This is a genomic window from Falsiroseomonas selenitidurans (genome assembly GCF_012103215.1).
In the GTDB taxonomy this organism is placed as follows: domain Bacteria; phylum Pseudomonadota; class Alphaproteobacteria; order Acetobacterales; family Acetobacteraceae; genus Falsiroseomonas; species Falsiroseomonas selenitidurans.
Genome location: NZ_JAAVNE010000060.1, coordinates 1 through 19,348 on the forward strand (window position 1 = coordinate 1; position 19,348 = coordinate 19,348).

General features: G+C 71.6%; 19 protein-coding genes. 4 read left to right on the forward strand and 15 right to left on the reverse strand.

The annotated features are described in order from the left end of the window. From HEQ75_RS24060 to HEQ75_RS24070, 3 genes are all read right to left on the reverse strand, one after another. Positions 1 to 278: hypothetical protein (locus HEQ75_RS24060; RefSeq protein ID WP_168034670.1), on the reverse strand; the 278-nt coding region annotated here is incomplete at its 3' end. Then, on the reverse strand, positions 275 to 1,486 hold the full coding sequence (locus tag HEQ75_RS24065; protein WP_168034671.1) for an HAD-IIIA family hydrolase: 1,212 nt from the start codon (positions 1,484 to 1,486) through the stop codon (positions 275 to 277). The genes HEQ75_RS24060 and HEQ75_RS24065, both read right to left, overlap by 4 nt. Continuing rightward, on the reverse strand, positions 1,479 to 2,051 hold the full coding sequence (locus HEQ75_RS24070; RefSeq protein WP_168034672.1) for a D-sedoheptulose-7-phosphate isomerase: 573 nt from the start codon (positions 2,049 to 2,051) through the stop codon (positions 1,479 to 1,481). Before HEQ75_RS24070 ends, HEQ75_RS24065 begins: the two co-directional genes overlap by 8 nt. 199 nt (positions 2,052 to 2,250) lie before the next feature. Between HEQ75_RS24070 and HEQ75_RS24075 the strand changes: the two genes are divergently transcribed. Continuing rightward, complete coding sequence (locus HEQ75_RS24075; RefSeq protein ID WP_168034673.1) at positions 2,251 to 3,537, forward strand: FkbM family methyltransferase; 1,287 nt, start codon at positions 2,251 to 2,253, stop codon at positions 3,535 to 3,537. 72 nt (positions 3,538 to 3,609) lie between these two features. Here the strand turns inward: HEQ75_RS24075 and HEQ75_RS24080 are convergent, their stop codons facing one another. Together HEQ75_RS24080 and HEQ75_RS24085 are read right to left on the reverse strand one after the other, a co-directional pair. After that, positions 3,610 to 4,734, reverse strand: a complete 1,125-nt coding sequence (locus tag HEQ75_RS24080; protein ID WP_168034674.1) for an ATP-grasp domain-containing protein — start codon at positions 4,732 to 4,734, stop codon at positions 3,610 to 3,612. Beyond that, positions 4,734 to 6,119, reverse strand: coding sequence for a cytochrome P450 (locus HEQ75_RS24085; protein WP_168034675.1), 1,386 nt, complete (start codon positions 6,117 to 6,119; stop codon positions 4,734 to 4,736). Before HEQ75_RS24085 ends, HEQ75_RS24080 begins: the two co-directional genes overlap by 1 nt. A 77-nt stretch (positions 6,120 to 6,196) precedes the next feature. On the opposite strand from HEQ75_RS24085, the gene HEQ75_RS24090 reads away from it, so the two are divergent. Beyond that, positions 6,197 to 6,931, forward strand: coding sequence for a hypothetical protein (locus HEQ75_RS24090; RefSeq protein ID WP_168034676.1), 735 nt, complete (start codon positions 6,197 to 6,199; stop codon positions 6,929 to 6,931). Between the two features lie 5 nt (positions 6,932 to 6,936). Next, the gene (gene crtD / locus HEQ75_RS24095; protein ID WP_168034677.1) at positions 6,937 to 8,427 is read left to right on the forward strand and encodes a 1-hydroxycarotenoid 3,4-desaturase CrtD; all 1,491 of its coding nucleotides are present in this window, start codon (positions 6,937 to 6,939) and stop codon (positions 8,425 to 8,427) included. On the opposite strand, the gene HEQ75_RS24100 is transcribed toward crtD, so the two are convergent. Further along, on the reverse strand, positions 8,402 to 9,112 hold the full coding sequence (locus HEQ75_RS24100) for a hypothetical protein (RefSeq protein ID WP_168034678.1): 711 nt from the start codon (positions 9,110 to 9,112) through the stop codon (positions 8,402 to 8,404). The genes crtD and HEQ75_RS24100 overlap by 26 nt on opposite strands. 186 nt (positions 9,113 to 9,298) lie before the next feature. Here HEQ75_RS24100 and HEQ75_RS24105 point away from each other — a divergent pair, with 186 nt between their 5' ends. Continuing rightward, positions 9,299 to 10,804 carry a winged helix-turn-helix domain-containing protein gene (locus HEQ75_RS24105; protein ID WP_168034679.1) on the forward strand — a complete coding sequence of 502 codons (1,506 nt, stop codon included), beginning with the start codon at positions 9,299 to 9,301 and terminating at the stop codon, positions 10,802 to 10,804. Position 10,805: 1 nt separating this feature from the next. On the opposite strand, the gene crtI is transcribed toward HEQ75_RS24105, so the two are convergent. From crtI to bchY, 9 genes are all read right to left on the reverse strand, one after another. After that, entirely contained in the window at positions 10,806 to 12,326 is a 1,521-nt protein-coding gene (gene crtI, locus HEQ75_RS24110) for a phytoene desaturase family protein (protein ID WP_168034680.1), read from the reverse strand. Between the two features lie 7 nt (positions 12,327 to 12,333). Then, on the reverse strand, positions 12,334 to 12,771 hold the full coding sequence (locus tag HEQ75_RS24115; protein ID WP_168034682.1) for a YqaA family protein: 438 nt from the start codon (positions 12,769 to 12,771) through the stop codon (positions 12,334 to 12,336). Between the two features lie 63 nt (positions 12,772 to 12,834). After that, complete coding sequence (pufC, locus tag HEQ75_RS24120) at positions 12,835 to 13,902, reverse strand: photosynthetic reaction center cytochrome PufC (protein ID WP_168034683.1); 1,068 nt, start codon at positions 13,900 to 13,902, stop codon at positions 12,835 to 12,837. Then, entirely contained in the window at positions 13,899 to 14,894 is a 996-nt protein-coding gene (pufM, locus tag HEQ75_RS24125; RefSeq protein WP_168034684.1) for a photosynthetic reaction center subunit M, read from the reverse strand. Before pufM ends, pufC begins: the two co-directional genes overlap by 4 nt. Before the next feature lie 21 nt (positions 14,895 to 14,915). Next, a complete protein-coding gene (gene pufL / locus HEQ75_RS24130; RefSeq protein ID WP_168034686.1) occupies positions 14,916 to 15,743 on the reverse strand; it encodes a photosynthetic reaction center subunit L in 828 nt (275 codons plus the stop codon). Positions 15,744 to 15,859: 116 nt separating this feature from the next. Next, positions 15,860 to 16,045, reverse strand: coding sequence for a light-harvesting antenna LH1, alpha subunit (gene pufA / locus HEQ75_RS24135; RefSeq protein ID WP_168034688.1), 186 nt, complete (start codon positions 16,043 to 16,045; stop codon positions 15,860 to 15,862). A gap of 36 nt (positions 16,046 to 16,081) precedes the next feature. After that, on the reverse strand, positions 16,082 to 16,261 hold the full coding sequence (locus HEQ75_RS24140) for a hypothetical protein (protein WP_168034689.1): 180 nt from the start codon (positions 16,259 to 16,261) through the stop codon (positions 16,082 to 16,084). Positions 16,262 to 16,400: 139 nt separating this feature from the next. Beyond that, positions 16,401 to 17,861 (reverse strand): chlorophyllide a reductase subunit Z, encoded by a 1,461-nt coding sequence (gene bchZ / locus HEQ75_RS24145; protein WP_168034690.1) that lies wholly within the window; start codon positions 17,859 to 17,861, stop codon positions 16,401 to 16,403. Positions 17,862 to 17,864: 3 nt separating this feature from the next. Then, a complete protein-coding gene (bchY, locus tag HEQ75_RS24150; protein WP_168034691.1) occupies positions 17,865 to 19,346 on the reverse strand; it encodes a chlorophyllide a reductase subunit Y in 1,482 nt (493 codons plus the stop codon). Positions 19,347 to 19,348 lie beyond the last annotated feature (2 nt).

A 19,348-nucleotide genomic window follows, 5' to 3' on the forward strand; every position in this document is an offset into this window, starting at 1 on the left:
GGCGCCACGCGGCCGGCCAGGCCGGGCGGCAGCAGCGCCGCCAGGCCGAAGGCCAGCCGCCGCGCCAGCCCGCCGCCGCCCGCGCTCTGATAGGCCGCGCCCAGCACCGCGCGTGCCGGGATCAGCCCGGCCGGGTCCAGCGTGCCGGAAAAGCCGCGCCCGGCGAGCACCAGCGGCTGGTGCCCCGCCGCCAGCGCCGCCTCCGCCACCGCCGCCGAATAGGAAAGATGATGTCCCGCCGGCCCGTTCAGCCCCGGATCGGCGATGACGAACCTCACCGCGCCAGCAGCCGCGCCACGAACTGGTCCAGGTCGCCGCCGCCGAACAGGTGGCCGGGCAGGCCGCAGGCAGCCGCCGCCTGCAGGTCGCTGTCCTTGTCGCCGATCAGGAAGGAGCCCTCGGCCGCCACCGGCCAGGCCGCCAGCAGATCCTCGACCATGCCGGGCTTCGGCTTGCGGCGACGGCAATCCAGCCGATAGGCGGCCAGCGGCGCCTCCGGATGGTTCGGGCAGTATTCGAACGCATCCACATGCGCCCCGGCGGCGGCCAACACGCCGGCCATCCAGCCATGCATCACGCCGATCTGCGATTCGGGGAAGAAGCCGCGGGCGACGCCGGCCTGGTTGGTGACCACGAAGACGTAGTAGCCGGCATCGTTCAGCCGCTTCACCGCCTGCGCCGCGCCGGGCATCCAGCGCACCTTCGCCGGCTCATGCGGCCAGCCGGTATCCTCGATCAGCACGCCGTCGCGGTCCAGGAAGGCCGCCCTACGGCGGGCCATGGCGGGGATCACGGTCTGCGCCGCGGCCAGGTCCTCCGGGATGCCGATATCGATGAAATCGCCGTCATACAGCGCGCCGCGCAACGCGCCGGCTTCGGCCAGCTTCGGGAAGACATCAGATTCGAGGGAGACCATGCCCGGGCCGATATGGTCCAGGATCCGCTTGCGCAGCCAGTAGATGCCGCCATTGATGGGGCCGCCCTGCCCCAGGCTGCCATCCGGGCTGCGGGCGGCGAAGCCGGTGATGCGTCCATCGCCCGCCACCGCCACGGTGCCATAGCGGGCGCCCGGCGCGGTGCGGCGCAGCGCCAGGGTGGCCAGCGCATCGGCGGATTGCAGCGGCAGGTCCAGCAGGTTCACGTCGAAGCGCGTGTCGCCGTTCAGCAGCAGGAAGGCATCCTCCAGCCGGTCGGTGAACAGGCGCAGGCCGCCGCCGGTGCCCAGCGGCTGCGGCTCCACCACCACCTCGATCCGGCTGCCAAGCAGGGTCCGGCCGTCGTAGCGGTCGACGATGGTCTGGCCGAGATAGCCGGCCAGCAGGGTGATGCGCGGGACGCCGAAGCGCGCCACCTCCTCCACCAGCCAGTCGAGGAAGGGACGGCCGGCGACATCCACCATCGGCTTCGGGATGGCGTCCGTCAGCGCGCCCAGGCGGGTGCCGCGGCCGCCGACCAGGATCGCGGCCTGCCGGAGGGTGTCAGCCATCCGCCAGCCGCGCCTCCACCGCCGCGCAGTAGCAATGGTAGAGCGCCAGGTGCACCTGCTGGATGGCGGGGGTGGAGCGTGACGGCACGGCCAGCAGGTGGTCGGACAGCGCCGCCATCTTCCCGCCGCCCTGGCCGGTCATCCCGATGGTCGCCATGCCCAGCCGTTTCGCGGCCTCGAAGGCCAGCACCACATTCTCGGAATTGCCGGAGGTGGACAGGCCGAGGATGACGCCGCCGGCCTCCCCATAGGCTTCCACCTGGCGGGAGAAGACGGTGGCAAAACTGTAGTCATTGGACCAGGCGGTGAGCACGGCGGGGTTGGAGGACAGGCAGATCGCCTTCAGCGCCCGCCTTTCACGTAGGAAGCGGCCGACCATCTCGCCCACGATATGCTGCGCATCGGCTGCCGAGCCGCCATTGCCGCAGACCAGCAGCGGCTTGTTCGCGGCCAGCGCCGCGACCGTGGCCTCCACCGCCGCGTCGAGGGCGGCATCCAGCTTCAGGGCGCGGGTCTGGGCCAGCAACGCCTCGGCCTCCGCCAGCCAGGCATCGAGCGTGATCATCGTCGCGGGGATCCCTATCGTCGCAAGGGCATTGCGGCCCGCGGCATACCCCGCCCTCGGCCCCGGGTCGAGCCTGTGAAGACGCGCTGCCGCGGTATTACCTCAAGCCTTCGTCAATCATTGGTTGATTTCAAGCCACCCTCTTCTCGCCTGCTGCGTCTCGTCGCAAGCTGGGCGGCAGAAGCCTGGGACCGACCAGATGCGCCGACTGATCCTCGACACGCTGCGCCGGGCCACCGGCACGCAGCAGCTGCGTCAGCACGTCCGCCTGCTGGAGGAGGAGGTGGCCCACGCCCTGCAAATGCCGCGCGCCGACCCGCAGCGCCTGGCGGCGATGGCCGCGCAGCAGGCCGAGGACCGGCCGCGGATCGAGCAGGCGGCGGCCCTGGCGGCCGCCCTGCCGCCGCCGCTGCGCGAGGCGCTCGGCCGCCTGGCGCGGCCGGCGGATTTCCCGCTGCAACCCTGGTGGGAACGATCCCTGTGGGAGCCGGTGGTGCAGCTGGCGGTGCGCGACCATGTCCGGCCGGGCGACATCGCCTTCGATGTCGGCGCCAATGCCGGCGCCTTCGCCCAGCAGATGTCCCGCCAGGCCGGCCCGCGCGGCATCGTCTGCGCCTTCGAGGCCAGCCCCCGCATCATCGGCCGGACCCACCACAATTTGACCGCCGCCGGGTGCCACAATGTCACCCTGTACCACCGGGCCATCTGGCACCGCAGCGGCGAGGCCGTGCACCTCGCCGAAGGCAGCCATTTGAACGACCGGGTGGAGGAAGGCGCCGGCGGCACCCCGGTGCCGACCCTGGCGCTGGACGATTTCATCGCCGCCACCGGCCTGGTGCCGAGCTTCGTCAAGATGGACATCGAGGGGGCGGAGCTGGCGGCGCTGCAGGGCTGCCCGCGGCTGATCGCCGAGGGCAGGCCGATCATGGCGCTGGAACAGGCGCCGGACGACATGCGCTGCCACGCGGTGCTGACCGCCGCGGGCTACCTGGCGGTCGATCTCGGCAGTTACCGCCGGATCACGGCGGCGTCGGATTTCGCCAACCCGACCGGGGTGAACAACGTGCTGTTCATGCCGGCGGAAAAGGCCGCGGCCTCGCCCTATTTCGACCCGCGGCAGGAGGTGGTGGCCAATCTGGCCGCCGCCGCCTTCACCCGCGACGCAGCCGGCGGCGCCCGCCTGGCGCAGCCGCTGGACCTGCCGGCCGGGCGCTACCTGCTGCGCGCCGATTTCAGCGCCGAGGGCCGCGACAACGAGGTGTTCGCCGGCATCGAGGCAGCGGGCGAGACGGTGTTCCGCTACCACAGCTTCACCGCCTTCCTGGCCGAATGCTATCGCGACTGGGTGGTGCAGCTGGACCGCCCGGCGCCCATCCTGCCCTTCCTGCGCTTCCTGCAAGGCAGCGACCCGACGCTAAACTGGCGCGGCGTGGCGGTGATCCGCCTGCCGGCCTTCGACGGGCTGGCCCCGCCCCTGGTGTTCTGAAGCGCGGCGAGGCGCTTGGGCGGCGGGAGATCGCCGCACCGCAGGGGCCGCGGGCCGCGTCCGGTCTGCGACCTATCCGGTCCAGCCCACATCCAGCGTCGCCACCTCGCCGAAGGGAACGCGCCGCCGGGCGGCCAGGCGGATGATGCGCCAGGTGGTCCAGGGCATGGACAGCAGCGGCCAGGGGTCGCGCGCCTGCCAGCAGACATCCGGCGTCGCCAGCAGCCGGCGCAGATTGGCGCGGAAGGGTCCGCCGCGGAACAGGGAGAGCTGCGTCTCCGTCAGGCAGGACCAGAATTGCTGCAGTTCCGCCACCGGGCGGTGGCGCGGCGGCGGCGCGCCCTCCGGATCCAGGATCGCGCGGGCAATGTCCGCCGGCTCGAAGAAGTGCAGGCCGCTGGTGGTGCGCGGGTTGCACTCCAGCCCCCAGGGCCGGCCCGCCGCATCGACGATCAGGTCGAAGGCGATGAAGCCGGACCAGCGGGCCGCGGCGACGAAGCGGCGCACCCACGCCTCGATGGCCGGGTGGTCCACCCGCTGGAAGGCGACGGCGACGGAGCCCGACATCAGCGTGCCGCGATAGACCACATTGCCCAGCACCCGGCCGCGATGCGCGAAGGCGCAGGTGGAGAATTCCTCCCCCGTCACCAGGCGCTGCACCAGGGCCGGCGCGCCGGGCGGCGGCAGCGCGGCGCCCTGCGCCAGGCGCCGCAGCCCGCGGCCGGAACAGCCATGCAGCGGCTTCACCACCACCGGCCCCGCCGCCACCAGCGCCGCCGCGCGAGGGTGGTCCTCCAGCGCCGCGCTTTCCGGCACGTCCAGGCCATGCGCCTGGGCGAAGGCGATGAAACCGCCCTTGTCATAGACCGGCAGCAGCGCGTCCGGCGCCATGGTCACCACGCGCACGCCGGGCGGCAGCAGCGGCGGCAGGAAGGCGACATGCATCGTCTCCTCCGACACCGGCAGCACCAGCGCCACCTCCTCCGCCCGCACCACCGCGGCCAGCGCTTCCAGATAGGCGCGCTGGCCAGCGGCCGGTGCCGGCACCACGATGGATTTCGCCACGTCGCGCGAAGCCCCACACAGATGCCGGGCGAAGGGCTCCGCCACCACCACGCGCCAGCCGATCGCGGCGAAGCCCCGCGCCAGGTCCAGCCCCTTGGGCAGCCGCCCGAGGGTGAGCAGGAGGGTGGGCATCAGGCGGCGGTGACGCGCAGCATGACCTGGCGGCGCGGCCGCGTGGTCAGCCGCGCCGCCGGGCGCACCGCCTCCGGCTGCTCCACATGGAAGTCGAAGCGGCGGAACAGCCGCGCGATCAGCAGCACCGCTTCCACCGTGGCGAAGGCGGCGCCGGCGCAGATGCGCGGGCCGATGCCGAAGGGGATGTAGGCGCCCGGAATCATCTCCGCCTCGCGCTCCGGCAGGAAGCGGTCCGGGTCGAACTGGTTGGGGCGCGTCCAGTAGCGGCGGTGCCGGTGCAGCAGCCAGGGCGCCACCATCACCAGCGCGCCGCGCCGCACCCGGTAGCCGCCCAGCCGCGTCGCCTCATTCGCCACGCGCGGCAGGAAGGTGATGGGCGGGTACAGCCGCAGCGTCTCGCGGAACACGTTGCGCGTGAACACCAGGCGCTTGGTGTGCTCGAAGCCGATCGGCCCGTCGCCGCAGACGGCCTGCACCTCCGCCCGCAACCGCCGCACCAGGTCCGGCCGGCAGGCCAGCAGGAAGAACACCCAGGTCAGCGCGCTGGCGCTGGTCTCGTGCCCGGCCAGGAACAGCACGCCGAGCTGGTCGATCAGCTCCTCCCGCGTGAAGGCGCGGCCCTCGCCGTCGCGCGCCGCCACCACGGCGCTGGCGATGTCGTCGAAGGACTGCCCGGCCTGCAAATGCCCGTCCAGCAATTCGCCCAGGCAGCGGCGGATCAGCGCGCAGCTGTCCAGCACGGCGGCGCTTTGTGGAATGCGCGTCCAGGCGCGGTCCAGGATCAGCCGGCGGATCTCCACCTGCGCCACGCTGCGCTCGAAGAAGGTGAAGGCGTCGAACACCTGGTGCGCGACATGGCCCTCGAGCCCCGAGGAGAAGACCGAGCGGCAGATGATGTCGGCCGTCAGGTGGCTCATCATCAGGTCCAGCGACAGCAGCCGCCCCGCCGCCGCATCCCGCGCCAGGGCGGCCTCCGCGGCCTCGATGCCGGCTTCCATGTGCGGGAAGGCGCGGTTCACGCGCATCAGCGTCAGCGCCGGGTCCATCATCGCGCGCTGGCGCTGCCAGGTGCCGCCCGAGCTGACGAAGATGCTGTCGCCGATCAGCGGGTCCAGCGCATTCACCATCAGGTCCGATTTCGGGAAGATGCCGTCGGGATCCACCAGCACATGGCGCACCAGCTTCGGCTCGTTCACCACCACGATGGAGCGGCGGGAATAGCCCAGCGGGCCGATCGGCATCTCATAGGCTTCCGCCGGCAACAGGCCGAGCAGGTCGCCCTCCCCCTGCGCCACGGCGCGCAGCAGCGCCACCACGGGGGAACGCGGATGCGGATGCGGCGGGATGAACGCCTCGGCCGGCAAGGCGGCTGTCCCCTCCATGATCGGTTGATTCCCTCGCTTTACACCTCGAAGTGTCAAGTGGCATTGTCACTCCCGTCAAGGGAGGAGAACGGGTTATGGAGCTGCTGCTGTTCCACAGCCTGGTCGTCGCCCATATCCTGACCGGCACCACCGGGGCCATCGCCTTCTGGGTGCCGGTGATCGGCCGCAAGGGCGGCGGGCGCCACCGGCGCTGGGGGCGCGTCTTCACCTTCGCGATGCTGGCCACCGGCAGCCTGGCCGTGATGATGAGCCTGCTGACGCTGCTCGACCCCCTCGGCACGCATCCGCATCTGGAAGGCCGGTTCGACGCCGCCTTCCTGCGCGGTATGTTCGGCTGGATGATGCTGCACACCGGCATCCTGACCATCAACCTGGCCTGGTACGGCTACCTCTGCATCACCAACAAGGGCCGGCATGCGGCGAACCGCACGAAGCTGAACCTTGGCCTGCAATACGCGGTGATGGCGGCGGCGCTGGTCTGCGCGGCGCAGGGCTGGATCATCGGCCAACCGCTGATGATCGGCATCGCCGTTGTCGGGCTGGCCACCGGGCTGACCAATCTGTGGTTCCTGCACAAGCCGCGCGTGGAACGACAGGACTGGCTGAAGGAGCACATCAAGGCCTTGGTCGGTGCCGGCATCTCCGTCTACACGGCCTTCATGGCCTTCGGCTCCGTGCGCGTCTTTCCGGAACTGGCCCTGCACCCGGCGATGTGGAGCCTGCCGCTGGTGGTTGGCCTGGCGATCATCATCTGGCACCGGCTGGGCGTGGAACGGCAGGCGCGGCGGCGGGTGGGCGCGGTGGCCTGACCGCGATGCGCGTGGTCGTCATCGGCGCCGGCATGGGCGGGCTGGCGGCCGCGGCCGACCTGGCACGGCAGGGCGCGGAGGTCACGGTGCTGGAACGCGCCGCGGCCGCCGGCGGCAAGATGCGCCATGTGCAGGCCGGCGGCGCTGCCATCGATGGCGGGCCCACGGTCTTCACCATGCGCTGGATCTTCGCCGGCCTCTTCGCCGATGCGGGGCAGCGGCTGGAGGATGTGCTGGAGCTGCACCAGGCGGACATCCTGGCACGGCATGCCTGGCGGGCGGGCGGGCGGCTCGACCTCTTCGCCAGCGTGGCACGTTCCGCCGACGCCATCGGCGATTTCGCCGGCGCGCAGGACGCGCAGGGCTTCCGGGACTTCGCCGCCCGCAGCGCGGACATCTTCGGCACGCTGCGGGACAGCTTCATCGCCGCGCAACGGCCCTCGCCGCTCGATCTCGTGCGGCGCGTCGGGCGGCTGGAGGCGCTGTGGCGCACGGCACCCTGGGCCACGCTGTGGCAGGCGCTGGGCACGCATTTCACCGACCCGAGGCTGCGGCAGCTGTTCGGCCGCTACGCCACCTATTGCGGCTGCTCCCCCCTCCTGGCGCCGGCCACGTTGATGCTGGTGGCGCATGTGGAACAGGACGGCGTCTGGCTGGTGCGGGGCGGGATGCGCCGGGTGGCGCAGGCGGTGCAGGCACTGGCCGAATCGCAGGGCGCGCGCTTCCGCTTCAACACGCCGGTGCTGGACATCCTGGTGCAGGGCGGCCGCGCCGCCGGCGTGCGGCTGGAGGATGGCGAGGTGCTGCAGGCCGATGCCGTGGTGTTCAACGGCGATGTCGCGGCACTCGGCCAGGGACTGCTGGGCGGCGCGGCGCGGCGCGCGGCGCGCGACACGCCGCGCGCCGCGCGCTCGCTCTCCGCCGTCACCTGGTGCATGAACGCGGCGACGCACGGCTTCCCGCTGAGCCACCACAATGTCTTCTTCGCCGAGGACTACGCCGCCGAATTCGCCGCCATCTTCCGCGCCCGCCGGATCACCGCGGCGCCCACCGTCTACATCTGCGCCCAGGACCGCGGCCAGGCCGATGTGCCGGCCGGTGCGCCGGAACGCCTGCTGCTGCTGGTCAATGCCCCCGCCGATGGCGACCTGTCCGAACTGACCCCCGATGCGCGGGACGAATTGCAGCAGCGCAGCCTGGACCTGCTGCGGCGCTGCGGCCTGGTGATCGAGGCGACCGCCGCCAACACCACCACGACCACCCCCGCCGGCTTCCACGACCTGTTTCCCGGCACCGGCGGCGCGCTCTATGGCCGCGCCAGCCATGGCGCCACCGGCACCTTCGCCCGCCCCGGCGCCGCCTCCCGCCTGCCCGGGCTGTTCCTCGCCGGCGGCTCCGTCCATCCGGGGCCGGGTGTTCCGATGGCGGCGATGTCCGGGCGGCTGGCGGCGGCGCGGGTGCTGGCGGGGGTCAGCCGGCGCAGCTCGCCGCGATGACCCGGCAATGCAGCCCCTGCCCCCGGGCGCGGCATTCCGCCATGGCGGCGCGCTCCGCCTCCGCCCGGCTGGCGCCGAAGCCGGCGCTGACCGAGGCGACGACATAGCTGCTGGGGTCGCTGGTGATGACCAGCGCCCAGGGGCTGCGCCGCACACCCTGCACCGCAGCCCCGCAAGCCGCCGCGGCCTCGCCCAGCAGCCGGCAGGCCTGCCCGCCGCAGCGCTGCTGCGCCTGGCTGTGCGCCAGGCTCCGGTCCGCCACCGCGGTCACCAGCCCATGCGCGCCGGAGGGCGCGGGCGCGGCGTAGACCACGCTCACCGCCACCGGGCGCGGCGCGGAAGCGGGCCGGGCCAGGGCGGCCATGCGCGGCTGGATCACCGCCCCGGCCCTGTTGCGCAACGCCACGCCCTGCCCCCTGGCCGCCGCCTCGCCGGCCCGCTGCCGGGCCGCGAAGTCGGCGCTGGCGGCGCAGCGGATGGTGCAGGCCTGCGCCGCCTGTGGCCGCGCCGCGGCCAGCCGCTCCCGCGCCAGGGACAGGCATTGGGCCCGGCAGAACTGCTCCGCCTCCGGATGCGGCCGGCGGTCGCCGGGTGGCTGGCCGGCCTGCGCCGGCAGGGTGGCGACAGCGAAGACGCAGGCGATCACGGCACCGCACAGGGCGCCGATCGAGGTCGGGACACGCATGGAAGGAAGCTCCGCGCCGATCGTCTCGGGGCGCGCCATGCGGCCCCTTCGGCTGCGGCGGGAGGTATCCCTGGCCGGACGGGAAGTCCTGAAGCCGGGCTGATTTAGCCCGGAAATTCTGCCAGGGTGGTTTCGGGACTCGTTCGGAACCCTTTCGTACCGCGCGCCGGGGGCGCGACCTCGCCCATGCAGACCGGCAGCTACCGCTTCGATCAGTTCTGCCTGGACCTGGGACGCGGCACGCTGCGCCGCCAGGAGGGGCCGGAGCTGACCCTGCGGCCCAAGGCCTTCGCGCTGCTGCAGCACCTGCTGGATCATCCGGGCCTGCTGCAGGGGCGGGACGCCTTGCTGGAGGCGCTGTGGCCCGGCGTGGTCGTGACCGATGACAGCCTGACCCAATGCGTCAGCGATATCCGCCGCGCACTGGGCGATCGCGCCGCCGCCGTGCTGCGCACCGTGCCGCGCCGCGGCTATGTTCTGACGGCCGAGGTCCGGCGCCAGGCGGCGACGCCAGGTCCCGCGCCGCTGCCCGCCCCCGCGCCACCGCCCGTGTCGCCCTTCACCGCGCGTCGGGCCACCCTGCAGGTGCCGCCCTTTCTGGCGGAGGCCGCGGGCGACGCCACCGAACGCCTCGCCCGTGCCCTGGCCTCGGAACTGACCGCCGAACTGATCCGCTTCGAGGACCTGCGGATCGTCACCGACCCCGCGCCGCAGGGCTTCCGCCTGCATGCGGAGATCTTCGCGACGCAGCCCGGGCACCGGCTCGCGATCCGGCTGGAGGATGCACCCAGCGGCGCGGGCCTCTGGGCGGATCGGTTGGACCTGCCGGAGTCCGGCCTGCCGCCCGCGACGCTGCTGGTCCGGCTGGCAAGCGTGCTCGACAGGGAGATCGCGCGCGCGAGCCTGCGCCGCGCGCGCCACCGCGACCCGGCCGCGCTGACCGCGCGCGACCATTGCCTGCTGGGCCGCGACCTGCATCAGCGCGGCACGGAGGCCGATACGCTGGCCGCCCGCGCCCATTTCATCGCCGCCATCGCCGCCGACCCGGAACATGCCGCGGCGCAGGGGTGGCACGCCTTCACCGTGATGCGCTTCGTCACCCATGGCTGGGGCGAGGGCGACCACCAGGCCGAACGGGCGGAGGCGCTGGCCCTCGCCCGCCAGGCGGTGGAACTGGCCCCGGATTCGCCGCTCTGCATCTCCGCCCTCGCCTTCGCCCTGGCCCTGTCCGAGCGCTGGGACGAGGCGGCGGAGATGGCGCGGCTGGCGCTGCAGGCCGGCCGGCCGGCCGATCTCGGCACCCGCACCTCCTGCGCCGAAGTGCTCTCCGCCGCCGGCTTTCCGGAGGAGGCGGCCGCGGCGGTGCGGCAGGCATTGGCGCTCGACCAGCATGGCGCGCCGCGCAGCCGCGCCGTGCTCGGCCGGGCGCTGCTGCTGGCCGGGCAGCCGGAGGCGGCGCTGGCGGAGCTGCGCTGGTGCGCCGCACGGCTGCCGGACTACGCGCCCTGCTTCCGCACCCTGGTCGTCGCCGCCACCGAGGCCGGGCGGCCGGAGGAAGCCCGCGCGGCGTTGCAGGAGGTGCAGCGGCTGCAGCCGAACTGGGTGCCGGGTGGGCGCCCGGTGCTGTGGTTCCTGCGCCGCCCGGCCGATATCGCGCGCTTCGCAGGCGCCTTCGCCGCCGCCGCAGCCTGACCTATCGCCCCGCCACCAGCGTGCTGCCATGCGGCACCACCTGGTCCAGGATACGGGCGGAGGAGACGACCCCCGGCACCCCCGCGCCGGGATGTGTGCCGGCCCCCACCAGGTACAGGCCCGGCAACTCCTCGCTGACATTGTGCGGCCGGAACCAGGCGGATTGGAACAGCCGCGGCTCGAAGGAAAAGGCGGCGCCCTGCATCGACAGCAGCCGGTCGCGGAAATCCAGCGGCGTCAGGATGCGGGAGGTGACGATGGCCTCGCCCAGCCCGGGCAGCACCGTCGCCTCCAGCCGCTGCTGGATGGCGGCGCGATAGGGTTCCGCCTGCGCCGCCCAATCCGTGGCACCGGCCAGGTTCGGCACCGGCGACAGCACGTAGAAGGAATCGCAGCCGGGCGGGGCCATCGACGGGTCCGTGGCGGTGGGCCGGTGCAGGTACAGCGACATGTCCTTCGCCAACACCTTGCGCACGAAGATGTCCCGCAGCAGTTCCTCGTAGCGCGGGCCGAGCACCATGGTGTGGTGGTCCACATCCTCGTAGCGCCGGCTGGTGCCGAAATACCAGACGAACAGGCTCATGGAGTAATGCGCGCGCGCCAGCTTCGCATCCGTCCAGCGCTTGCGCGGGTGACGGCCGAGCAGCTTCGTGTAGGTCCAGCCCACATCGGCGTTGGAGACAACGATGTCGGCCGCGATATGCGTGCCATCCGCCAGGTCGATGCCGCTGGCACGGCCGCCGGTTTCGGTGATGCGCGTCACCTCCGCCTTGCAGCGCAGCCGGCCCCCCTGCTGGCGCATCAGCCCGACCAGCCCATCCACCACCGCGCCCATGCCGCCCATGGCGTAGTGCACGCCGTGCAGCCGTTCCAGATGCGCGATCAGGCAGTAATAGGCGGTGGTGTCCAGCGGATTGCCGCCGATCAGCAGCGGATGGAAGCTGAAGGCGATGCGCAGCTTCGGATTGGTGAAGTAGTCGCCCACCTTGCCGAAGACGGTGCGGTAGCCCTGCAGGCGGATCATGTCCGGCACCGCGCGCAGCAGGGTCGCGATGCGGTGGAAGGGCTGGTCCGCCAGCTCGGCGAAGGCGACGCGGAAGATGCGTTCGCTGTCGGCGATGAAGCGGTCGAACCCGCCCAGATCCTCCGGCGCGATGCGCGCGATCTCGGCGCGCGTCGCTTCCAGGTCGGCGCTGCAGCTCAGCACCGTGCCGTCATCGAAGCGGATGCGGTAGAACGGGTTCATCGCCCGCAGATCGAGGTCGTCGGCCATGCGGCGCCCGCACAGCGTCCAGAGCTCTTCCAGCAGATAGGGGGCGGTGATGATGGTGGGGCCGGCGTCGAAGGTGAAGCCGTCCTGCCGGAAGACATAGGCGCGGCCGCCGGGCGCATCCAGCTTCTCCACCACCGTCACGCGCCAGCCGCGCGCGCCGAGGCGGATGGCCGCCGCCAGTCCGCCGAAGCCGGCGCCGATGACGACGGCATGCGGCCGGCCATCCGGCGCCATGGTCCCGTCCATCATGCATGCCTCAGAGAAGGTTCAGGGTGATCAGCGCCAGCACCGCGTAGCGTCCGGTCTTGGCCAGGGCGACCAGGGCGAGGAAGCGCCAGAAAGGCTCGCGCAGCACGCCGGCCGCGAGCGTCAGCGGATCGCCGATCACCGGCGCCCAGCTCAGCAGCAGGGACCAGTGGCCCCAGCGCCGGTACCATCCGCTGGCCCGGTCGAGCGCCCGGGGCGTTACCGGAAACCAGCGCCTTCCCTGCCAGCGCACCAGCTGCCGGCCGAGCCACCAGTTGAGCACGGAGCCGAGCGTATTGCCCAGGCTGGCCACCACCACCAGCAGCCAGGCGGGTTGCGAGCCCAGCACCAGCAGCCCCACCAGCAGCGGTTCCGATTGCAGCGGCAGCAGGCTGGCGGCGCCCAGCGCCACCAGGAACAACCCGCCGAGTTCGAGAAGATGGTCCACGGCGCCCGCTATGCCGCAAGGCGGGCGCCGTGGGAATGCGGCGCGGCCGGTGGGCCGCGCGCCTCATTGCGGGATCACCACCCGCGTCGGGCCGAGGCTGACGGCCCGCAGCTCCGGATAATCCTGCAGCATCGGCGCACCGTAGAAGGGGCGGTTGGCGCCCTGGTGGCAGGTGGCGCAGTTCACCTTCAGCGCATCGCCATCCGGACCCAGGCGCGCCACGCGGGGCGCATCCGGCGGCCCGTGCGGGTTGGCGACCCAGAGCGGCGTCAGCGGCGTGACGTAGTCGTTGTTCAGGTCACGCACCATGCGGATGCCGTGCCAGGCCGTCAGCCGTGCCGGCGGGCTGCCCGACCAGTTCGCGAAGGACCGGCTGTTGTGGCAGAAGGTGCAGTTCACGCCGAGCGCCTGCGACATGTGCATCATCAGCGAGTAGGTCCACTCCGCCTCCTTGATCCCCGCCGGATTGGTGGCGGGGTGGGCGGCGGTGCTGATGACGCGGATCTGGTTGTCCTGTTCCAGGAAGGGCGTGAACGGGTTCAGCGGCAGCGAGCTGAGATTGGCCACCAGCGAGGGGTGGTTCTGCCCGTTGGGCGCCTGCAGCCCGTTCTGCGCCAGCGTGGTGTTGGCCCAGACCGCCGCCGGCACCGGGCGGCCGCGGTGGCAGGTGTAGCAGGTGACGCCGGTGGTGCCGACATGCGGCGTCCAGTCGGCATTGATGTGCGCCGTCATCTGCAGCATCCGCCGCGCCACGACCTTGGTGTAGACCTCGTCGGAGGCGAGGTTCTCCGGGTTGTGGCAGTAGGTGCAGCCCTGCTCCGGCGCGATCCACTCGGTCATCGCCTGCATGATGCGGCCGAACTGCTCGACGCTCACTTCGCGCAGCACCTGCACGTTCTCGTAGATCTCGTGCGCCCTCTCGCCATCCGTGCCGGCGGCCTCGGGGGCCTCCGGCAGGCGGTTGGCGGCCAGCCGCACCGCCTGGCTGCGCGGGTTCACCACCTGCTCCATCGCCGTGCCACGGAAGCCCACCTGGCTGGCCTGGATCGGCGGTCGTTCGAAGGTCAGCAGCACGATCGCCACGCAGAGCGCTGCGGCGAAGGCGAGGCCGACGCGTGCCGTGAGGCTCATCGCGGTGCTCCCGTCGTCAGGGCGGGGTCGACGACCGGCGCCCAAAGCTGCGGATAGGCCGGCGCGAAGTGACGCTCCACGGCCCAGAGGTACCAATTGTCGACCACTGTGCCGGTCAGCAGGATGCCGATGCCGCCGGTCAGCGGGCACAGCACGGCGAACCACCAGGCCCAGCGATGGATGCTCTCGAAGGTGGCGTTGAAGCCCATGCACCAGCGCCAGAACAGCGCACCGCGTTCGGCCGCCGTGCCGCGGTCCAGCACCAGCTCGATCTCACGCTCCCCGCCATAGCGGCCGAGTGCCAGGATGGTGGCGCCGTGCATCGCGAACAGCAGCGTCGAGCCATACAGGAACACGATCGAAAGCGCGTGGAACGGGTTGTAGAACAGGTTGCCGTAGCGGATGGAAAACGCCGCGGTCCAGTCCAGGTGCGGGAAGATGCCGAAGGGCACCGCCTCGCTCCAGGAGCCCATCAGCACGGGGCGGATGAAGCCCAGCACCAGGTACAGCCAGATGGCGGCGGCGAAGGCCCAGGCCACATGCGTGCCCATGCCCAGCGCCCGTGCGCGGCGGTAGGTGCGCGCCCACCACAGCAGGATGGACACCGTCAGGCAGAAGCCGGCGACGATCCACCAGCCGCCTTCGCGCAGCGGCGGCAAGCGCAGCCCGTATTCGGCCGAGGGCGGCTCCAGCGCCAGCCAGAAGAGCTGGCGGATGAACTGCACCACGTCCCAGTTCACGGACGCCAGCATGTTCAGGCCGATGATCTCGAAGGCGATGAAGCCGAAGACCAGCGACAGGACGCCGAGCGTGCCGAGATAGACCGGCCCGATCTGCGCATCGCCGATCTTGCCGAACAGGCTGACGAACGTGCCCTTGCCTTCGCGCTCGGCATTGCCGGCCAGCAGCTGGGCCGTGCCCATCGGCGTGCCCGGGTAGGGCACCGGCCCGCGGACCTGCACGCGGGTGAAGAGGTTCTGATATTCAGGCATCTGCGTTGTCCCCCTTCCCCGTCACTTGTTCCAGATCGGCAGGTTCAGCCACCAGCCCCACCATTCCGGCCAGCCGCGCGTCCAGAACGGCCCGCTGATGACGATGCAGACCGCGCTCCAGAATCCGGCCGACAGCGCCAGGAACAGGCCGAGCCGGTGGATGCCGAGCGTGCCGATCGAATAGCCGATCAGGTCGCGGAAATAGGTGTTCTCATGCTCCGCGGTCTTCACCACCTCGCCCGGCGCGGGGTTCAGCGCGGACAGCACCAGGCCACCATGCATCGACAGCGCGAGGGTGGTGGTGAAGAAGAAGGTCACCGCCAGCATGTGCGCCGGGTTGTAGTGGAAATGCAGGTGCTGGTAGCCGACGTTGGACACCCAATCGAGGTGGCTGAAGATGCCGTAGGGGAAGCCGTGCCCCCAGGCGCCCATCAGCACCGGCCGGATGACCACCAGCGTGATGTAGGCGAAGACCGCGACGCCGTAGGCGATGGGGATGTGATACCCCATGCCGAGCTTGCGCGAGATTTCCGCCTGGCGCAGCGCCCAGGATACGAAGGCGCCGATGGCGCACACCGTGATCGCCTGCCACAGCCCGCCCTGCGCCATCGGCGCCAGGCGCAAGCCGTAGCTGAGGTCCGGCGGCGCGATGTTGATGAGCCACGGATTGAAGGTGCCGCCCATGGCCGCCCCCATCGCGATCAGGCCGATCCCGATGAAGGTGAAGAAGGCCGTGGTGATTCCGAAGAAGCCGACCCAGAAGGGGCCTATCCAGAAATCGAACAGGTCGCCGCCCACCAGGGTGCCCCCGCGGACGCGATATTTCCGCTCGAATGTCAGTATCGCCATCGCATGACGCTCCCAAATGGGCGGGCCGCAAGCCCGCCTGCCTGTGTCGCCGTCCTCGACAGCGGGCAAGGCCCGCTGTGCCTGCCTCGCCCGCTGCCGCGGGGCGACACCGCCGCTTAACGAACCACCGCGACCGGCTGCCCGGGAACGAAGGTCGCCGGTGTTGCGCACCAGCCCACGTGATCGCAGTAGCGGGGCGAGCTGAGCACCACGATGTGGATCAGCCCCGCAACGGCCACCACGCCGACCATCGCCAGGAAAAGCGATCGCCGCGGGTCCACGACCATCCAGATCTTATGCATTGTCTCTGTCTCCTCTCTGTCGTCGGGCCAGGCGCCTCAGAAGAAGCGCCAATCCGGCGGGACGATCTGGTTGCCGTAAACCAGCGGCCGCCACAGCCACACCAGGATATGCGCACCCATCGATGCGAAGACGGAGAAGGCCCAGCCCTGGATCAGCAGGGAATGGATCTCTCGCGCTTCGCCCTCGGTCAGGCCGGTCTTTGAACCTTCGGCCATGAATCGGACCTCCACATTGCCTTTCGGCCGCCACCGCGCTGATCCCGCGCGGCTGGGATGGAACGGGCGGGAAACCGCCCATGCCGATTCGCGAACCGCTGAACGCGGCAGGCGGGATCGGAAGGATGCAGGGGCTGCGTCATGCAACGCCCTCCGCAACTGGGTGCGCGACAAGGTCGCCCAATGTGTGGCGGACCCGCTCACGGAGGATGCGCGGCTCCCCGGCCGCGCGGGCCGCGCGCTCCACCGCCTCGCGCAGCCGCTTGGCGGCGGAGATCCGCAGCAGGAAGGGCTCGGCCTCGACATGCGCGTCGAGCAGCGCGACGGCATCATCGTCCCACGGCTCCGCCGCGCGCGCCGGCGTCGCCTCGACGCGATCCAGGTCCGTACCCAGCGGCAGGATGTGGAACAGCGCGTCGAACAGCGCGTTGCAGTATTCCTGCACGATGTAGGTCGCGCCGGCATAGCCCATGAAGGGCGTGCCGGTGGCGCGGCGGATGATCGCGCCCGGGAAGCTGGCCGGGATGTACATGGCGCGGGACTTCAGCTCCGCCGCGTACATGCGCTCGTTGTAGCTGCCGAACAGCACCAGCGGCGGCATCGCCTTCATTGCCGCGCGCACCGCGGCATTGTCCGGCTTCTCGCCCGGCCTGCGGCTGAAGGCGAAGGCGCAGGGCACGCCCATCTCCTCGCCCAGGAAGCGCTGCAGGCCGCGCGCGTAGGTGTCCGTGGCCACCACCGCGAAGCTGGCGCTCGCGAAGAAGTCCTGCGTGACGCTGCGCCACAGGTCCCAGATCGGCTTGATGGTGGTGTGCTTCTCGCGCTCGATGAAGGGCTCGGGGTCCAGCCCCGTCAGCTCGCCGAGCTTGCGCAGGAAGTTGGTGGTGGCGTGCAAGCCGATCGGCGCGCGCAGCCAGGGGCGCTCCAGCTCCTCGCACAGCTTCTGGCCGAATTCGCGATAGAGGCAGATGTTCACATCCGCATCCGGCAGCTTCGCGATGTCCTCCACATGGCTGCCCAGCGGAAAGACCAGGTTCACCGTGCAGCCGATGCCCTCCACCAGGCGGCGGATCTCCGCGAGATCGGAGGGCATGTTGAAGGTGCCGTAGATGGGGCCGATGAGGTTGACGCGCGGCGCCGGCCCCAGCTTGGCGTTGCGCGCCCGCACCTTGCGGCCGCGCGCGCCGAACTCGGTCCACAGCCACATGATGGCGCGGTCCGCCGCCTGCCACTGGTCCTCGTCGATGGTGCGGCAGATGAAGCGCTGCAGGTTGCTGCCCTGCGGCGTCACGCCGCCGCCGATCATCTCGGCGATGGAGCCGGTGACCACCACGGCCGGCAGGTCCGCATCCTGCGTCGAGGCGGCGCGGCGCATGGAATCCTCGGTGCCGTTCTTGGACAGGCTGTCCTCGTCCAGCCCCGTCACCACCACCGGCAGTTCATGCGGCGGCAGCGCATCCGTGTAGTGCAGCACCGCCGTCACCGGCAGGTTCTCGCAGCCCACCGGGCCGTCGATCACCACGCGCAGCCCGCGCACCGCGGAGAAGGCGTAGATCGCGCCCCAATAGCCACCGGCCCGGTCATGATCGAGGACGAGCATGCGTCAGGTCCCCACCGATTCTTCGGCTTTGGCCTTCGCCGCGCGCAGCTTGCGCTGGCGGTCGCGGAAGCCGGGCGGGTCCACCGGCTTCTCGCGGAACCCGTAGCCCGCGCCATCCGGCGTACCGACACCTTCGAAGAAGCTGACCATGCGGCTGAACCGCTCGCGCCCCCTGGTCTGCGCGGCGACGATGCCGGCCATGGAGCCCGCCCCCGCCGCGCCGAACAGCGGCCGGGCGGAAACCATGTTGGTGAAGTACAGCGCGGGGATGCCGAGCTCCTTGGCCTTCTGCACCAGCGGCGTGGTGCCCAGCGCCAAGTCGGGCTTCACCTCCCGCATCGCCGCCATGTCCTGCTCCAGGCTGGCGCGGTACTGCACATGGGTGCCGCGGGATTCCAGCCAGTCGCGATCGGCGTCGGACCATTCGGTGCGCGGGCAGGCGGTGCCGACATAGGGCACCTCCGCACCGGCCTCCATCAGCAGCCGCGCCACCAGCAGTTCCGAGCCCTCATAGCCGGAGACGGTGATGCGCGCGGCGATCGGCGCCGCCTCCAGCGCCGCGCGGATCGCCGGCAGGGCGCGCGCCTTGGCCGCATCCAGCTGCGCGGCCGTCGTGCCGGTGGCGCGCGCGATCGCCTCCAGCCAGGCGGCCGTGCCGTCATGCCCGACGGGGCCGGAGCCCACCACCGGCCGGCCCGCCGCGCGGAATTCGCGGATGCTGGCGGTGTAGAAGGGATGCACCGCGGCGGCCACTTCGCAATCCAGCGCGGCATACAGGTCGCGCCATTCCCGCGCCGGCGTCTGCGGCGCCACCGTCAGCCCCATCGGCGCGAGCAGCGCGCCCACGCCCATCGGGTCCGCCGGGAACAATTCGCCGATCAGCGCGACGCTGCGCTCGCCCTCCACCATCTGCCGCGGCCGCGCCACGGGGCCGGCCTCGGCCTCGCCGCGGGCATAGCGCAGCATGGCGCCGGCCAGCACGTCCTTGGCTTCCGCATGGGTCGGCACGCCGAAGCCCGGCACGTCGATGCCGATGACGCGGACGCCGTCGATCTGCTTCGGCAGCAGGTCCAGCGGCACGCCGGAGGCGGTGGGGACGCAGAGGTTGATCACGACGACCGCATCCACCTCCTCCGGCTTCGCCGTGGCATGGACCGCGTCGCGGATGTCCTCGAACAGCTTGCCGGTGACAAGCGTTTCCGAATTGAAGGGCACATAGCCCACGCTGCGCCGCGCGCCGTAGAAATGGCTGGTGAAGGTCAGCCCGTAGACGCAGCAGGCGCTGCCCGAAAGGATCGTCGCCACCCGCCGCATGCGCAGCCCGACGCGCAGCGACCCGAAGGCGGGGCACATGGATTGCGGCTGGTCATGCGGCCCGCGCGGATAGTTCCTCGCGAGTTCGTCCATCACCAGCGACTTGCCGGCGGCACGCGCGGCGGCCTCCAGCGTCTCGCGGCCCCCGTGGCAGCCAGCGGCTTCGCTCATCG

Bases quoted from the DNA above. Each gene is read 5' to 3' on its own strand.
- HEQ75_RS24065 (WP_168034671.1), bottom strand. From the start codon at position 1,486: ATGGCTGACACCCTCCGGCAGGCCGCGATCCTGGTCGGCGGCCGCGGC.
- HEQ75_RS24070 (WP_168034672.1), bottom strand. From the start codon at position 2,051: ATGATCACGCTCGATGCCTGGCTGGCGGAGGCCGAGGCGTTGCTGGCC.
- HEQ75_RS24075 (WP_168034673.1), top strand. From the start codon at position 2,251: ATGCGCCGACTGATCCTCGACACGCTGCGCCGGGCCACCGGCACGCAG.
- HEQ75_RS24080 (WP_168034674.1), bottom strand. From the start codon at position 4,734: ATGCCCACCCTCCTGCTCACCCTCGGGCGGCTGCCCAAGGGGCTGGAC.
- HEQ75_RS24085 (WP_168034675.1), bottom strand. From the start codon at position 6,119: ATGGAGGGGACAGCCGCCTTGCCGGCCGAGGCGTTCATCCCGCCGCAT.
- HEQ75_RS24090 (WP_168034676.1), top strand. From the start codon at position 6,197: ATGGAGCTGCTGCTGTTCCACAGCCTGGTCGTCGCCCATATCCTGACC.
- crtD (WP_168034677.1), top strand. From the start codon at position 6,937: ATGCGCGTGGTCGTCATCGGCGCCGGCATGGGCGGGCTGGCGGCCGCG.
- HEQ75_RS24100 (WP_168034678.1), bottom strand. From the start codon at position 9,112: ATGCGTGTCCCGACCTCGATCGGCGCCCTGTGCGGTGCCGTGATCGCC.
- HEQ75_RS24105 (WP_168034679.1), top strand. From the start codon at position 9,299: ATGCAGACCGGCAGCTACCGCTTCGATCAGTTCTGCCTGGACCTGGGA.
- crtI (WP_168034680.1), bottom strand. From the start codon at position 12,326: ATGATGGACGGGACCATGGCGCCGGATGGCCGGCCGCATGCCGTCGTC.
- pufC (WP_168034683.1), bottom strand. From the start codon at position 13,902: ATGAGCCTCACGGCACGCGTCGGCCTCGCCTTCGCCGCAGCGCTCTGC.
- pufM (WP_168034684.1), bottom strand. From the start codon at position 14,894: ATGCCTGAATATCAGAACCTCTTCACCCGCGTGCAGGTCCGCGGGCCG.
- pufL (WP_168034686.1), bottom strand. From the start codon at position 15,743: ATGGCGATACTGACATTCGAGCGGAAATATCGCGTCCGCGGGGGCACC.
- pufA (WP_168034688.1), bottom strand. From the start codon at position 16,045: ATGCATAAGATCTGGATGGTCGTGGACCCGCGGCGATCGCTTTTCCTG.
- HEQ75_RS24140 (WP_168034689.1), bottom strand. From the start codon at position 16,261: ATGGCCGAAGGTTCAAAGACCGGCCTGACCGAGGGCGAAGCGCGAGAG.
- bchZ (WP_168034690.1), bottom strand. From the start codon at position 17,861: ATGCTCGTCCTCGATCATGACCGGGCCGGTGGCTATTGGGGCGCGATC.
- bchY (WP_168034691.1), bottom strand. From the start codon at position 19,346: ATGAGCGAAGCCGCTGGCTGCCACGGGGGCCGCGAGACGCTGGAGGCC.